At 56.8% G+C, this 13,164-nt stretch carries 19 protein-coding genes; 14 read left to right on the top strand and 5 right to left on the bottom strand.

Annotated features, from left to right (window positions below; all coding sequences use genetic code 11):
• Positions 1-149: 149 nt before the first annotated feature.
• Complete coding sequence (locus ACM110_RS27330; RefSeq protein WP_416130203.1) at positions 150-572, bottom strand: phage regulatory CII family protein; 423 nt, start codon at positions 570-572, stop codon at positions 150-152.
• Positions 573-644: 72 nt separating this feature from the next.
• On the bottom strand, positions 645-881 hold the full coding sequence (locus tag ACM110_RS27325) for a hypothetical protein (protein WP_416130202.1): 237 nt from the start codon (positions 879-881) through the stop codon (positions 645-647).
• A gap of 111 nt (positions 882-992) precedes the next feature.
• Between ACM110_RS27325 and ACM110_RS27320 the strand changes: the two genes are divergently transcribed.
• Positions 993-1,838, top strand: a complete 846-nt coding sequence (locus ACM110_RS27320) for a S24 family peptidase (protein ID WP_416130239.1) — start codon at positions 993-995, stop codon at positions 1,836-1,838.
• 49 nt (positions 1,839-1,887) lie between these two features.
• Here ACM110_RS27320 and ACM110_RS27315 read toward each other — a convergent pair whose 3' ends face one another.
• Entirely contained in the window at positions 1,888-2,208 is a 321-nt protein-coding gene (locus ACM110_RS27315) for a DUF1654 domain-containing protein (RefSeq protein WP_416130201.1), read from the bottom strand.
• An 820-nt stretch (positions 2,209-3,028) separates the two neighbouring features.
• Between ACM110_RS27315 and ACM110_RS27310 the strand changes: the two genes are divergently transcribed.
• The 3 genes from ACM110_RS27310 (at position 3,029) to ACM110_RS27300 (ending at position 4,044) form a co-directional block, all read left to right on the top strand.
• Positions 3,029-3,310, top strand: a complete 282-nt coding sequence (locus ACM110_RS27310; protein WP_416130200.1) for a hypothetical protein — start codon at positions 3,029-3,031, stop codon at positions 3,308-3,310.
• Positions 3,307-3,621, top strand: a complete 315-nt coding sequence (locus tag ACM110_RS27305; RefSeq protein ID WP_416130199.1) for a hypothetical protein — start codon at positions 3,307-3,309, stop codon at positions 3,619-3,621. The genes ACM110_RS27310 and ACM110_RS27305 overlap by 4 nt, the downstream gene beginning before the upstream one ends.
• 81 nt (positions 3,622-3,702) lie before the next feature.
• A complete protein-coding gene (locus ACM110_RS27300; RefSeq protein WP_416130198.1) occupies positions 3,703-4,044 on the top strand; it encodes a hypothetical protein in 342 nt (113 codons plus the stop codon).
• Positions 4,045-4,054: 10 nt separating this feature from the next.
• On the opposite strand, the gene ACM110_RS27295 is transcribed toward ACM110_RS27300, so the two are convergent.
• Positions 4,055-4,276 (bottom strand): hypothetical protein, encoded by a 222-nt coding sequence (locus ACM110_RS27295; protein WP_416130197.1) that lies wholly within the window; start codon positions 4,274-4,276, stop codon positions 4,055-4,057.
• A 106-nt stretch (positions 4,277-4,382) separates the two neighbouring features.
• The gene (locus tag ACM110_RS27290; RefSeq protein WP_416130196.1) at positions 4,383-5,036 is read right to left on the bottom strand and encodes a hypothetical protein; all 654 of its coding nucleotides are present in this window, start codon (positions 5,034-5,036) and stop codon (positions 4,383-4,385) included.
• A 48-nt stretch (positions 5,037-5,084) separates the two neighbouring features.
• Between ACM110_RS27290 and ACM110_RS27285 the strand changes: the two genes are divergently transcribed.
• From ACM110_RS27285 to ACM110_RS27240, 10 genes are all read left to right on the top strand, one after another.
• Entirely contained in the window at positions 5,085-6,890 is a 1,806-nt protein-coding gene (locus ACM110_RS27285) for a DNA cytosine methyltransferase (protein ID WP_416130195.1), read from the top strand.
• A 248-nt stretch (positions 6,891-7,138) separates the two neighbouring features.
• Positions 7,139-7,735 carry a hypothetical protein gene (locus ACM110_RS27280; RefSeq protein ID WP_416130194.1) on the top strand — a complete coding sequence of 199 codons (597 nt, stop codon included), beginning with the start codon at positions 7,139-7,141 and terminating at the stop codon, positions 7,733-7,735.
• The gene (locus ACM110_RS27275) at positions 7,732-8,259 is read left to right on the top strand and encodes a hypothetical protein (protein WP_416130193.1); all 528 of its coding nucleotides are present in this window, start codon (positions 7,732-7,734) and stop codon (positions 8,257-8,259) included. Before ACM110_RS27280 ends, ACM110_RS27275 begins: the two co-directional genes overlap by 4 nt.
• A gap of 74 nt (positions 8,260-8,333) precedes the next feature.
• Complete coding sequence (locus ACM110_RS27270) at positions 8,334-9,224, top strand: hypothetical protein (protein WP_416130192.1); 891 nt, start codon at positions 8,334-8,336, stop codon at positions 9,222-9,224.
• A 51-nt stretch (positions 9,225-9,275) separates the two neighbouring features.
• Positions 9,276-9,707 (top strand): hypothetical protein, encoded by a 432-nt coding sequence (locus ACM110_RS27265; protein ID WP_150733419.1) that lies wholly within the window; start codon positions 9,276-9,278, stop codon positions 9,705-9,707.
• A gap of 135 nt (positions 9,708-9,842) precedes the next feature.
• The gene (locus ACM110_RS27260) at positions 9,843-10,166 is read left to right on the top strand and encodes a hypothetical protein (protein ID WP_416130191.1); all 324 of its coding nucleotides are present in this window, start codon (positions 9,843-9,845) and stop codon (positions 10,164-10,166) included.
• 50 nt (positions 10,167-10,216) lie between these two features.
• A complete protein-coding gene (locus ACM110_RS27255) occupies positions 10,217-10,648 on the top strand; it encodes a hypothetical protein (RefSeq protein WP_416130190.1) in 432 nt (143 codons plus the stop codon).
• A gap of 230 nt (positions 10,649-10,878) precedes the next feature.
• A complete protein-coding gene (locus ACM110_RS27250) occupies positions 10,879-12,084 on the top strand; it encodes a tyrosine-type recombinase/integrase (protein ID WP_416130189.1) in 1,206 nt (401 codons plus the stop codon).
• Between the two features lie 22 nt (positions 12,085-12,106).
• Positions 12,107-12,652 (top strand): GTP cyclohydrolase I FolE, encoded by a 546-nt coding sequence (folE, locus tag ACM110_RS27245; protein ID WP_032832746.1) that lies wholly within the window; start codon positions 12,107-12,109, stop codon positions 12,650-12,652.
• Between the two features lie 105 nt (positions 12,653-12,757).
• Complete coding sequence (locus ACM110_RS27240) at positions 12,758-13,129, top strand: glutathione S-transferase N-terminal domain-containing protein (RefSeq protein WP_104449810.1); 372 nt, start codon at positions 12,758-12,760, stop codon at positions 13,127-13,129.
• The last annotated feature ends 35 nt before the right edge of the window (positions 13,130-13,164 follow it).

Below are 13,164 nucleotides of genomic sequence, written 5' to 3'. Positions count from 1 at the left end.
CTCAGCGTTCAATGTCCCCTTGCGTCCTGTTGTGTTGCCGTCCATTTCCTTTCCCCTAATGGTCTTCCTGGTGCGAGCGGCTAAACGGCTGCTACGCCTTCATTGCTCACCGACCCCCGTCGGTGCTTTGCTCAGTAAATGCCAGCCTCTCAGGCGACCTTTACCGACTGCTCCATAACGTTCAGTTCGTGACGGACATGCTCGACTTCTTTGCGGATGGCTTGTTTCTCGATCTGAGTCACCCGGCCGTCATCCAGCGCGGTGTGCACAGCCAAGGTCAGGTCCGCGATTTCCTTGCCGACCTGCATCATCGAAGCCGTAAGCGCCTTCGGGGCCGGGGTTTCTTTTTTCACAAGATCGAAGCCGAACTGATCAGCCAAGGCGGCAAGCGGGCGCATGTCACCGGTATGCAGCAGGATCCCGAACAGGTGCTCGATGGTCAGGTGATGCGCATCGTTGTCTGGATTAGCACGCTGCAAGAGGCTGACGTGGGGAACCCCCATCTGGCCGGCCAATACCTTCGCTTCGTTGTCCAGGACCGCGCTTTGGCAAGCCCGCAGAAATTCGTCCATTCGTAAAACCTCTGTTTTGTTTCAGTGGCTGCTTGCCACCACGGGTTGCAAAATGTTTCTCAGGGATAAAGATCAGGCCGCGCCGCGAAGCACCTTGTGAGCGAGATCTACAAGGTCCGGCCGTAATCCTGCGATGGTGATCTCGCCTTCTGAAGCGTCCTGAAGACGCTCGGCAAGATCGGCAGAGGCTTTGCGATGACCCCCAGCAAGCTGCCAAAGATGTCCGACAGTCGTCTTCGCAGCGTCAGCTACGGTTTGACGTCGGTCGGCGGTAGCGTTGGCGAGCCAATCGCGCAAGTGGTCATTCATAGGGAATCTCCTAAACGTAGGAGAAATTTAGCTCAGGGCTAATATCAGAGCAAGGAATATTTAGCTGTGGGCACATTTAGCATCGAGCTAAAGAATGGCATTCTTGCCCGCATGGATATCTATGCGATTCGCAAGCGCCAACTGATCACACTGATCGGCGATCAAAAGAAAGGCGCCTGTGCCGAGCGCTGGGGGATGGCGCCTGCACATCTAAGTCAGATCCTTTCGGATAAGACCGCCAAGAACTTGGGCGACGATGTTGCTCGCCGAATTGAATTGGTTGAGAAGTTGCCGCGCGGGTGGTTCGACTCTCTACCGAACACTGACGAGTCCATCAGTCCTTCGAATGAAATCAGTGTGGCGCCCGTGGCTGAGACAAACTCATCAGCCGCTGATCAAGTGAAATTGATGCTCGCAAAGGTAAAGGGACTCACGACGGAGGCGCGAGATCGAATTGTTGCTGCCGCCGAGGAACCTGATGATGGCGTGTCCCATAAACTGTCTGCGAGTCTCGCAACTCTGCGCCCTACCAACGAAGAGATCGTCATTCCTCAGTACGACATTCGTGCTGCAATGGGCCACGGACAGGTCCCGCCTGAATACACCGAGGTTGTTCGAAATCTAGTGGTGCGTGAGGAAATCTTGCGCGAGAAAGGCATCACCTACACGTCCAAGACATCTCTTGGAATGATCAACGGGTGGGGCCAGAGCATGGAAGGCACCATCAATGACAAGGATTTAGTCATCGTCGATAAGGGCGTAAGGGATTTTATCGGCGAGGGGATCTACGTTTTGACCTGGCACAACGAGCTTTATATCAAACGGGTTATGCGTCTGGACGAAGAGAATTACCGGCTTATCTCCGACAACCCTCTCTATGAAAACCAGACAGCTCGGATCGACGATGTGGCCATTCATGCCAAGGTTCTGCTGATCTGGAATGCCAGAAAAGCCTGACGGACCGCCTAGGCCAAAGCCCGCCATTGAGCGGGCTTTTTTTCGCCCGTCAGAAAGGAACCAGCTCTTCCACTGCATCAAATTCTTCCTGAGCCTCAACGCGCGGGTCTTCATCCGCTGGTGCTTCCCATCGAAGAGTGACGGACTCGTCCTCGTCGTTGAAGGTCATTTCGATGCCGTCTACATCGGAGAGAGCGCTCATCACCTCATCCCATTCCCTGTCGCCATCGGTATCGAGCCGATGAATCGTCGCCCACTTCCGATCCTGAGCTATTGGGTGGTTGATCATGTTCGAAACCCTGATGGTCAGGCGCTCCACTCCCGACATCGGCTTTGACTCTTGAGGCTTTTTCTTCTGCGGGCTTGCCATCAGCCACTCCTTGATAACTGGATGAACGTACAGTGCTTTAGGATATTAGCTTGATGCTAATGCAGACGTAAAGACTGCCTGGAAATTTCCCATCGATTGACCGACCCGATGAAATATTTCACCCATCGCTAAATTATTTAGCTTTGAGCTATTGACTCATCTTTAGCTCATGGCTAAATTTACCTCAACGCCAGCGAACAGGGCGCCAGAGCAAACCAGCTCGCAGCTCTTTAACAACCAGCGCAACAAAAAACAGACCGCATTGCCTCTACCGGCGACCGGCGAGCAGACAGGCCCGAAAGCCTGCCAACGACAGGAACAACCTGGACGGCTGCTCGATGGTGAAACGCCAGAACCGTGTGAATGACCCGGTATGCAATGCGCCCCGCCCCTTCCGGCGGCAATGGGAAAGAAATTGCACCTAACTGGAATACTTTTTCCATCTCAAGCGCGGAGGATTTGCACCAATGCAGCATTAACGGATTCACCCGCGTGGCGCAGTAAGCCTGAAGGCTGCGCTCTTCACCCTGGCAGGCAGCGGACATCTGGGCCGTCGGTGTCACCGCGCACCATCCGGGCAACCGGTAGGCCACCCCAAAGTTCAAGGTCACCGCTGATGAAACAAACCCAGGCCGTCGCCAGTAGCGGGCCTGGGAGGCTGTCACGTAGGGAGGTCTTCGTGACACCAACAAAAGCCCGGGTGATCTCGGGCTTTTTTTCGCCTGCCTTTATCCGTCAGCACTCTCCCCTGCGCCCAACGGCAACCAGCAGGCAGCCCGAGTGCTGACGAATACACGCAACCCACACCGAGGGATCAGCCATGCACCCATCAATGCAACAACGCAATGCCGGACTTGCCGCCCTCCGTGTGCGGGCAAGCATCGCCACCACCGAGCTCTACGCCATGATCGGCAAGGATCAGCCTGTGCCCGAGATTCGCTACCAGGTTCAATCGAAGGGCAACGCCTTCCACATCGTCGAGCGCTCCACCGGCAAGGTGAAGGGCTTTCGCTGGACGTGGGTAGACGCCATCAACTTCGCCCAGGTACTGGAAGCGCGCGCCGACGGCATCAAGCTCTCGCTGTCAGGTGAACTGAAATGATCGGCGTACCAATGCCCAACCAGCGTGACTCGCTCATCGACGACCTGAACCGAAAGCTGGATCGCTTCTTCGGCGCCGGCAAGACGGTGCAGGAGGTCGCCCCGGGCGTCAGCGGCGAGCGGGAGATGATGTTCGGCAGCGCGCACAGCAACAAGCTCCGCGCAGCCCGCGACAAGGATGCACCGCGGCTGCGCGAACTGGCCGCCGAGGGCAAGACCGTGATCGAAGCGGCGAAACAGATGAAGATGGAGACAAAGCGCGCCCGGACCATCGCCCGCGAAAACGACATCAAGTTCCCGGGGCCACCGTGAGACGAATTAGCAACCAGGTGCGCCAGCGCCGACGACAGACATGGCTGGATATACCGGCCCACGGAATTGAAGAGGCAGTCCATGGCCAAGGAACAGCAGGAGCCGACGGCGGAAGCCATCAAGCAACGCCGAAAACGCGAGAAGGACTCGGCCAAGAAAGCCGCGCTGGGCATTGAGAAGTTTACTGTTGAGGTCGCCGGGGTTTTCAAGCCTGACATCAAGCGACTGATGCAAGAGCATGGATTCAACAACCAGCAGGAGGTGTATCAGAACCTGCTGCGTAATGTTATCGCCGCAGACTTTGATACCGCCGCCCAGATGCTTCGGTGTGTCACGACACCTTACGAGCCGAGCGAAAAGGTGTCGCGAGCATTTTATGTAAGGAGTATCGCCGAACTTGCGATAGACCCGGGCGATCTATAGCCGCCAGAAATCAATCTCTGAACGTTACCTTACCTGGTGCAGCAGCTGCGATACGAACCATATCGCCGGTAGTTTTACTGCTTCCAATGATCGTCAAGTGCCCACCGCCGCTAGCAATTGCTGCCGCAATGCGAACCAAGTCACCGGTAGTTTTTTGACTATCAATCTCTATAGACGCCCCGGCTGCAGCAATTCTCACGAGATCCCCGGTTGTTTTTCCACTAACACCCATATCGCTCTCCTAATTCCGGCTCCATGCCGGTCACCCGTAATACCCCAACCCGAAACAAAATGCCACCACCGGCCACGCAGGGTGTCACCTTGTATGACTTTGATTCTCAACTCGACTCTTTAAGCTGTTTTTTATTAATTTCACCGAGCAGCGGGGCTATTAAACTCTCGATGAATTGTTTCGAAGTCCCATCGTTTACGACTCCGGCATCTTCAAATTTTTTCCAATTTTTGAGTGCGCCCTCAGAAATGAATTCTGCTCGAGCGTCAAATCCTCCTCTTCTAACAAGTTGAAGATAGCTATCGATAACGTTGCAACAAGCCTCTTCGAACAAATACAGCCTGTCAAAACCAGAAATAAATACACCTTCGAAAATCGCCGCACACTCTAGGGCGACCGGTTCGAGTTCGGCTCTTGCCTGTCTTACCTTATCGATCTGTGGTTGGTAAATCGAGATCGTGAATGAGTCTTCGCCTGTGGAACCGATCCAAGATTCACCTTTGATTTGCACTGCAGCAGATTCCGCATAATTCCATAGCGTTGATAACTCGTTTCTATACTTACGCAGAGCGATTGCTGAGTCTCTTGCAAGTTTGTGATCGGCCGTACCTTTGAGCTGATTCTTCCAAGTCGAGAGCCCTGCAAGCCCGACGTAACAGGCGAGACCTACTCCAAAAACACTGGCAATCGTTCCGATGATCGAAAAGACATCCTTCGTCAGCGCCCAATCAGCATCCGTTACAGCCAGACAAAAACTCATCGTTATCTCCTTATAAATAATCCGCAAATATACCGGCGAGGATCCCCTATGTCCGCACAACAGAAATTACCCCAGTTCATCCATGGCCAGCCAAGCATGGGCCTGCCGTTCGAAAAAGAACTGGTGGTGGACCTGTTTGCCGGTGGCGGCGGCGCCAGCACCGGCATTGCCCGGGCGTATCGTGAGCCGGACGTGGCGGTAAACCACAACCCAATCGCCCTGGCTGTGCACCGCGCCAACCACCCGCAGACAGCGCACTATGTTGCCGACGTGTACGAGGTAGACCCACGCGAAGCCACTGGCGGGCAACCGGTGGCGATCATCTGGGCGTCACCTGATTGCCGCCATCACAGCAAGGCGAAAGGCGGCGCGCCGCGCGATCGCGGTGTGCGTGGGCTGGCATGGGTGGTGATCCGCTGGCTGTTCGTCACCAGGTCACGCCTGCTCTTCCTCGAAAATGTTGAAGAGTTCTGCGACTGGGGCCCGATCGATGACGATGGCCAGCCGATCAAGGCCGAGCGCGGCCGGACCTTCAAAGCGTTCATTTCCGCGATCAGTACCGGGCTGCCCGCCGATCACCCGGACATGCCGGAAATCATGCTGGCCATTGGGGAGTTCGTGCCGATGGAAGCACTGGTGAGAGGACTTGGATACAACGCTGAGTGGCGCGAGCGGATCGCGGCCAACGCCGGCACCCCAACCATCCGCAAACGCCTGTACCTGGTAGCTCGAAGCGATGGGAAGCCAATTGTCTGGCCGGTGCCAAAGCGTCACAAAAAGCCTACTGCCAAACAGCATCCATGGCGGGCTGCAGCGGAATGCATCGACTGGAGCAACGTCGGGCGGACTATCTTCCGTGAGAAACCAATGGCCAAGAACACCATGCGCCGGGTTGCCAAAGGCTGTTTCCGACACGTGTTGACCAGTCCAAAGCCGTTCATCGTGCCAATGCGCGGCACCTCGGACGCACACACCAGCACCCACGGCGTCGACGAAGCGCTATCGACGATCAGCGCCGGCGGCACGCATCACGCATTGGTGCAGCCGGTAGCGGCGCCATTCCTCACCGAGTGCGCCAACGGATCTTCCCAACGCAACTTCGACGTGCAGGAGCCGCTGCGCACTCAGGTTGCACAGGTTAAAGGCGGACACTTCGCCATGGTCGCCGCACACATGACGGCTTTCGGCCAGAACGCTGCCGGAACCTCACCAGATGAACCGATACAGACTGTCATGGCCGGAGCCACACGGCACGGAGTCGTTGCTGCGTTCTTCGAGCAAGCAAATGGCGGATTCTACGACGGTGACGGCCGCGCCGCTGACTCACCGCTCTCCACCATCTGCCAATCCGGCGCCAACCAGCGCTTGGTGAACGCCTACCTGGTGAAGTACTACGGCAACGAGAAGGACGGTATATCGCTCACCGAGCCGATGCACACCCTGCCGACGAAGGACCGGGTCGCACTGGTTGAGGTGGTGCAGGTGCCGGACACCCTGACGCCGGAGCAATTGGAAGGCGCCCGCCGTTGCGCCGCCTTCATGCATGAACATCTGCCAGAGCACTTCAAAGACCCGGCCGATTTGGTGATGGTCGGCGGCTATGTGCTGGTTGATATCACCCTGCGCATGCTGCAACCGCCTGAGCTGAAGGCTGCACAGGGCTTTGACAAGGATTACATCATTGATCGAGGTCTGTTCGTTGATCCCGTGACGGGCGCCGAAGAGTGGCGCGACATCAACAAGACCGATCAGGTCAGGCTGATCGGCAACAGCGTGTGTCCGGATGAGGCCGAAGCACTGGTCAGCGCCAACGCCGCCGACATCATCGAGCTTTACCAACGCCTCGCGGCCTGACTCACGCAATCCACACCTGCCAAGGTGTCGTATTGAGCCATTCGATCAGGTGGCAAAAAAGCCTCATCACTTGGTCGGTCAACATCTGAAACAACAGCTCTTCAATGATTCGTTTCATGCAGTAAGTCTCTGGCCTATTTGAAGCGAAGGACTATGCACCCTCAATTTCAAATAGCTGCGAAACAGTGCCTTTCTGCAACATTTCCCCTGTTGATAACTGCCGGGCATGCCCCGGCATAGGACGCCCCATGCCCACAGAAAACAATCCGGCCGAGCCAGCACCGAGCTTGGCGACCGGTCATTACCTCGATGCGGCGACTTGGGCCGACTTCGTCCAGCGTCTGCGCTATGACTGCAAAGGCAAGCGGGTCCACGATCATTGCACCGCTGACGCAATCTTCATTGTTGAAGCTCGCCGCATCGTCTCCGGGCTAGACATGGACTACACCGACAAGCGCCTGGTGTATTGGGACAGCGGTGAGTCGGTAGCCTACTCGGTCAAAGAGTACTGGGATGGCCTGTCCAGCTACGAGAAAAGCCAACTCAACAAAAAGATGCAGGCTTGGTCTGAGTGCCAATTCATGAAGGCCGGCGAAGACGATCAGTGGTACGTGCTCGGAGAGCTACCCGAACACAGTGTCACCGGCTGGGACGATCGCTGGGAATACGTCAACGCCCACTTCACCCACGCTGCCGCCGAGGCGTTCATCAGGCGCAAGAAGCACGACTACCGCGATGGGATGCGGGTCTACGTCGAATCGCAGTACTACGCCTGGGAGTTCAACGCCATCAAGGAAGCGATCCTCGACGGCACGCTGACTTACACGCCGAAGGAGGCCGCATGATCAATCTCTTCTGGCGCCTGGTCGCCAAGCTGCTTGCCCGCCCGGCTATTGCCGCCTGGATCATCGCCCGCGCCCAGCGCACACCGTACCTGCACATCATGTCCGCCGATGGCTCCGAGATGTACATGGGCCGCTGGTGGCTGTTCAACCCGTACAGCAGGGAAACGCACAAGCCGGCGTTCTGGTGGTTCCCGTGGTCGTTTCGCATCCATCACATCATGCGGCCGGACGAAGATCGGGATCTGCATGACCACCCGTGGAATGCCCGGACCATCATCCTGCGCGGCTGGTACATGGAACAGCGTCGTCACTTCTGGTCAGTCGGTGGCCACACCGATCTGGAATACAAGCGACCCGCCGGCGACACCGCGCGACTCAACCACGGCGAATACCACCGCATCGACCAGGTATCCCCCAGCGGCGTCATCACCCTCTTCATCACCAGCAAGTGGCGCGGTGACTGGGGCTTTCTGGTCAACGGCGTCAAGGTCCCTTGGCGCACCTACACGGGTACGGACAATTGAGGGGGTTCAAAGTGAGCGAGCCAACAATTACTTACCTCGGCCCGGCCAGTGAGGCTGATATCGGAGATCGCAGGATGAACAGTCAATGGAAGCTGGTGCCGGTCGAACCGACCGAAACCATGGTGATAAACGGTTTCGAGTCAGTGCCAGATGAGTGCTTTACCGATGAGGAAGTCTGGGAGCAGTACCAGGAGATGAGCGGATGCCAGCAAGCGGCATTCCGCGCGAAACTTTGCTGGGCTGCCATGCTTGGATCCGCCCCTGCCGCGCCGAAAGCCGATGCAAAGTCGGTGTGCGATCACGAATGGACTGACGACGGCGAGTTCTTGCTGGTCTGCACCAAATGCGGAACTCAAGAAAACCACGATCCGAAATGGCGCGGCATGGAAAGCGCACCAAAGGATGGAACGCTGCTTCGCCTGTTGGTCAGCTTCGATGAACATTCAACTGAAGATGCTGATGAGGCTCCGACCATTGGCGCGAACAACTTCGACAACGATGGGGAGGATGCTTGGCGTTTCGCCGGATGGTGCTGGACTCATGACCACTTCACGCAGGGCGTCGGCACGCCTGTCGGATGGCTGCCGATGATCGAAGTCAGCCCAAGCACTGCAGAATTCGACCGGGTCACCGCCGAGCGTGACGCCCTGCAGCTGCGCCTGAACGCAGCGGATCAGCGGATTGATGAGCTGGAGCGAGACAAGGCCCGTCTCGATGCACTGGAATCGAATTGCTGGGATGTCCGCTACGACAGCAGTCCCAACGGCGATGCAGGTGACAGCAGCATCAGCATCGAAATTGTCGGCCATTGGATGGACAAGCCAAACGAGCGCGTGATCGGCGAGGACTACAGCGAGAACCTTCGCGCCGCCATTGACCAAGCAATGAAAGCTCCGGCCTATCCGCCCGCACGCCCTGAATATCCAGAGATCGACGAAGCGCTCGAAGCCGCATCGATCCAGTAACTCCCTCCCCCTTCAAAGTCAGCCGCTATAGCGGCAAGGACGAGTGCGCCCATGGAAAAGAAAAAGCTCGGCCCGGACCATTATCGCTACGTCGACGAACTGGACCCAAAAGGCCTGGAAGTAATTTGCAGAAAGTACGTGGTTATCGGTGAAACCGAGCAGTGCTGGTACATCGTGGATGAATTCGACAACAACCTCTTCGGCGGTTCGCAGCGTGAATACCTGCTGAAGAAGTACCGCAAGCGGGTCCTGAAGGATGGAGGCGAGCACGGTCGGCGATTCGCCTACACCGATAAGGCTTTGGCGCTGCGATCGTTCAAACACCGCAAGTCCTGGCAGATGCGCCATGCCCAACTATCGCTCGAGCGCGCCCAGGCTGCCATTGCATATTTCGGCGACGCCAAGACCGAAAGCACAGTGCCAACCGACAGGCTGGTGATTCCGTGCGAATACATCCAAGCCATGAACTGGAGCGAGTGCTGATGATCCTGAAATGCATGGCTGTAAGCGCCTGCATCTGGGGCGCCATCTTCCTCTCTGTCGCAGCGGTGGCCACATGATCATCCCAATAGCAGCCCCGCTCTACATGCTCTGGCTCATCTACAAGGGGCCGTGGCGATGAACGACAATGAACTGTTGCGGCTCTCAGCCAAGGCCATGGGCTTCGAACTGGAGTATCGGCGCGGAAGCGATGCCTTCTACTACGACGATCCAGACTCCGGCCGGGAGCAATGGAATCCGCTCGGTGATGAAGGCCAGGCAGTGCGCATTGCTGTAGAGCTTCAGCTCAGCATCCTTTGGTTCACCAAGCTGCAATACGTGATGGTCGAGCGGCGCAGCTTCGGCGAGAACATCGGTTGGACCGATGACGCCGAACGAGGCGGCGCTCTCCGCCAGGCAATCACCGTCGTAGCAGCACAAATCGGCAGCACGCTTCCCTAACCCCTCTTCCACCTACCAGCCTGCCGGTGAACGGCGGGCGAGGAATTCGCATGTCTGAGAAAACTGTTAAAGCCATCATGGATCAAGCCCAGGTATTCGCCAGCAGCTGGTCAATGGTTGGCGGGCCGTTCGCCGCCGACGATCAGCTCGAGCGCGCAGAAGAAGAAAAAGCGGAACTGAAGAAGCTGGTCACGGGCGCGCTGGAGGGGTCGATCAGCGCCCCCCAAGACGTCGGCGAAATGATCGAGTCGTTGCTTGCGTGGCACAAGCGGCAGGCCGACCAATTGCGCCTGATCAGCGACAACGCCAAGGAAGGCGTGACGCTTCAGCTAGGTACCGAAGACCCGGTCGAAATCATGCTCACAAAAGATATGGCTAAGGGCCTGCGCATCGGACTCGTCGTGGCATTGGAGCGTCTGGGCAAACTCCCTATCAGCGTCAGCCATGACGGTGAAGACGACGCTGACTCGGACGACGAATAAACCCATCACCACCTTCTGCCGCCACGCGCGGCATGGAGCATCATCATGGCAGCAGCAGAACAGCTACCGGTTGAGTACCTGTCCGACAAGGTCGCGGAGAAGAACTTCGCGGAGATGGTCGGCACAACTCGGCGTGCTCTCCAGGGTAAGCGCCAGCGCAACATCATCCCGAGAGGGGTGTGGAACGAAATAGATGGCCAGATTTACTACAGCATCAGGAGATATGAGGCATGGCTAGAAAGCCTTTGGGATTGCCCGCCGGAGTTGAATTCGCGGGTCAGTCAGTCAGGATTCGCTTCACCTGGAAGTTCCGGCGCTGCGAGACCCTCCCCTATCCCCAAACGCCAAAAGGCATTAAAGCAGCCGCAGATCTACGCGCTACAGTAGTCAGCCTGATCAAGCATGGCGTAATGGATGACCAGCGTTACGCCGAGCTTTTCCCAAACTCCACTTACGCCACCTACTCAGCTACGCCTCTGTTCGGGGGCTACGCTCAAACCTGGCTCGACAGCCGCGAAGTAGTGAAAGGCACCCGCAAAAACTACCGGATATCCCTGAACATCTACTGGATGCCTCGACTGGCAATGATCCCGATTGACCAGATCACCTCGGCATTGCTTAGAAAAATCGTAAGCGAAACCGCGTGGAAGTCTCCAACTGTAAAGCGGTCGGCGATCCAGCGCCTGCACACAATGTTTGAAAGCGCGGTGAACGATGAATTGATCACGCGTAACCCAGCCGGTTCGATTGAACTGCCATCCAAAGCGAAGAAACTCGTCGATCCATTCACCGTGGCTGAGGCAGATTTGATAATCGGACACCTATATAAACAGCTGAGCGGTTCAATGCAGGTGTACGCGGCTTACTTCGAGTTCGCGTTCTATACCGGCATGCGTCCAGGGGAAATAGCTGCGCTGCGTTGGGATGAGGTAGATACGGAGGGGCGAGTAGCCAACGTGTGTCGAATCGTGGCGGACTACAAGATAGAGGAGCGCACAAAAACCCGCGAAACGCGGCGGGTCATGCTGAACAGCAGGGCATTAAATGCGATTGAGGTGGCCAAGAATGTGGCCGAGTTGAGGGCGAAGCAGAGCCGGCGACAACACAAGCAGTCGCCTTACGTGTTCCCACCGACCAAGAACTTCGAGTTCATTCAACAGGCCAGCGTTACCGATAAACACTTCAAGGCGGCACTGGTGGCTTTGGGCATCAGGGCCAGACGGCAATACAACTGCCGGCACACTTACGCTACCATGTGCCTAATGGCAGGCATGAACCTCGGGTTCATTGCGAATCAGCTCGGCCACAGCGTGCAAATGCTACTGTCGACCTATGCCCGATGGATCAACTCCAGTGAAGACTGGAGCGAAGTCGGGAAGCTGGAGCAAAGCCTGAATGGTACAAAATTGGTACAGACAGAAACCGTACCCCTCTAGAACCCATACGGAATAAAGCTCTGTGACACTGGAACAGAATTACACGGCGATCCTCGGCCAGCTCGGCGAGGACGTTTCCCGCGAAGGCCTGCTCGACACGCCAAAACGTGCCGCCAAAGCCATGCAGTACCTTTGCCGCGGTTATGAACAAACGCTCGAAGAAGTCACCAACGGTGCCTTGTTCAGCTCCGACAACAGCGAAATGGTGCTGGTCAAGGACATCGAGTTGTACTCGTTGTGCGAACACCACCTGCTGCCGTTCATCGGCAAGGCGCATGTTGCCTATATCCCGAGCGGCAAGGTTTTGGGTTTGTCGAAAGTCGCGCGGATCGTCGATATGTACGCCCGCCGCCTGCAGATCCAGGAAAACCTCAGCCGCCAGATCGCCGACGCGGTCCAGCAAGTCACCGGCGCGCTGGGCGTTGCCGTGGTGATCGAGGCCAAGCACATGTGCATGATGATGCGCGGTGTGGAAAAGCAGAATTCGACCATGATCACCTCGGTGATGCTCGGTGAGTTCCGCGAGAACGCCGCGACCCGCAGCGAATTCCTCAGCCTCATCAAGTAATTTGCAACACAAGGAAAACCGGCATTCATCGCCGGTTTTTTTTCGCCTGTGAAAAATCAGGTAAGCTGCGCGCCTTTCTTCATTTCGCCCCGTGAGGCTTTCAACGTGTTCGTAAAAGCGCTTCGTGTCGGCCTTGGCCAACTGATCATCTTCATCGACTTCCTGACTCGCCCAAGCAAGAAGCAACGCCCGGCTGCCGCTCAGGCTCAGGTCGAATCCGCCGCCAAAGGCCTGACCCTGTATCAGTTCCACGCCTGCCCGTTCTGCGTGAAAACCCGCCGCACCCTGCGCCGCCTGAATGTGCCGGTGGCGTTGCGTGATGCGAAGAACAACGAACAGGATCGCCAGACCCTGCTGGAGCAAGGCGGCAAGATCAAGGTGCCGTGCCTGCGCATTGAAGAGAACGGCCAGACGACCTGGATGTATGAGTCCAAGGTGATTATTGATTATCTGGATAAGCGGTTCGCTGCAGCCTGACAATTTTTCGGTGTCTTCAAGGACGCTATCGCGGG

It is taken from the genome of Pseudomonas sp. NFX98, assembly GCF_047784845.1.
Classification (GTDB): Bacteria; Pseudomonadota; Gammaproteobacteria; order Pseudomonadales; family Pseudomonadaceae; genus Aquipseudomonas.
This window is presented reverse-complemented; position numbering and strand designations above follow the sequence as displayed.

What these genes read in the sequence shown, in the direction of transcription:
- ACM110_RS27265 (WP_150733419.1), top strand. Translation starts at nt 9,276, where the DNA reads ATGGAAAAGAAAAAGCTCGGCCCGGACCATTATCGCTACGTCGACGAA.
- ACM110_RS27325 (WP_416130202.1), bottom strand. Translation starts at nt 881, where the DNA reads ATGAATGACCACTTGCGCGATTGGCTCGCCAACGCTACCGCCGACCGA.
- ACM110_RS27290 (WP_416130196.1), bottom strand. Translation starts at nt 5,036, where the DNA reads ATGAGTTTTTGTCTGGCTGTAACGGATGCTGATTGGGCGCTGACGAAG.
- ACM110_RS27315 (WP_416130201.1), bottom strand. Translation starts at nt 2,208, where the DNA reads ATGGCAAGCCCGCAGAAGAAAAAGCCTCAAGAGTCAAAGCCGATGTCG.
- ACM110_RS27255 (WP_416130190.1), top strand. Translation starts at nt 10,217, where the DNA reads ATGTCTGAGAAAACTGTTAAAGCCATCATGGATCAAGCCCAGGTATTC.
- ACM110_RS27250 (WP_416130189.1), top strand. Translation starts at nt 10,879, where the DNA reads ATGGCTAGAAAGCCTTTGGGATTGCCCGCCGGAGTTGAATTCGCGGGT.
- ACM110_RS27320 (WP_416130239.1), top strand. Translation starts at nt 993, where the DNA reads ATGGATATCTATGCGATTCGCAAGCGCCAACTGATCACACTGATCGGC.
- ACM110_RS27295 (WP_416130197.1), bottom strand. Translation starts at nt 4,276, where the DNA reads ATGGGTGTTAGTGGAAAAACAACCGGGGATCTCGTGAGAATTGCTGCA.
- ACM110_RS27275 (WP_416130193.1), top strand. Translation starts at nt 7,732, where the DNA reads ATGATCAATCTCTTCTGGCGCCTGGTCGCCAAGCTGCTTGCCCGCCCG.
- ACM110_RS27305 (WP_416130199.1), top strand. Translation starts at nt 3,307, where the DNA reads ATGATCGGCGTACCAATGCCCAACCAGCGTGACTCGCTCATCGACGAC.
- ACM110_RS27330 (WP_416130203.1), bottom strand. Translation starts at nt 572, where the DNA reads ATGGACGAATTTCTGCGGGCTTGCCAAAGCGCGGTCCTGGACAACGAA.
- ACM110_RS27260 (WP_416130191.1), top strand. Translation starts at nt 9,843, where the DNA reads ATGAACGACAATGAACTGTTGCGGCTCTCAGCCAAGGCCATGGGCTTC.
- ACM110_RS27300 (WP_416130198.1), top strand. Translation starts at nt 3,703, where the DNA reads ATGGCCAAGGAACAGCAGGAGCCGACGGCGGAAGCCATCAAGCAACGC.
- ACM110_RS27310 (WP_416130200.1), top strand. Translation starts at nt 3,029, where the DNA reads ATGCACCCATCAATGCAACAACGCAATGCCGGACTTGCCGCCCTCCGT.
- ACM110_RS27285 (WP_416130195.1), top strand. Translation starts at nt 5,085, where the DNA reads ATGTCCGCACAACAGAAATTACCCCAGTTCATCCATGGCCAGCCAAGC.
- ACM110_RS27270 (WP_416130192.1), top strand. Translation starts at nt 8,334, where the DNA reads ATGAACAGTCAATGGAAGCTGGTGCCGGTCGAACCGACCGAAACCATG.
- ACM110_RS27280 (WP_416130194.1), top strand. Translation starts at nt 7,139, where the DNA reads ATGCCCACAGAAAACAATCCGGCCGAGCCAGCACCGAGCTTGGCGACC.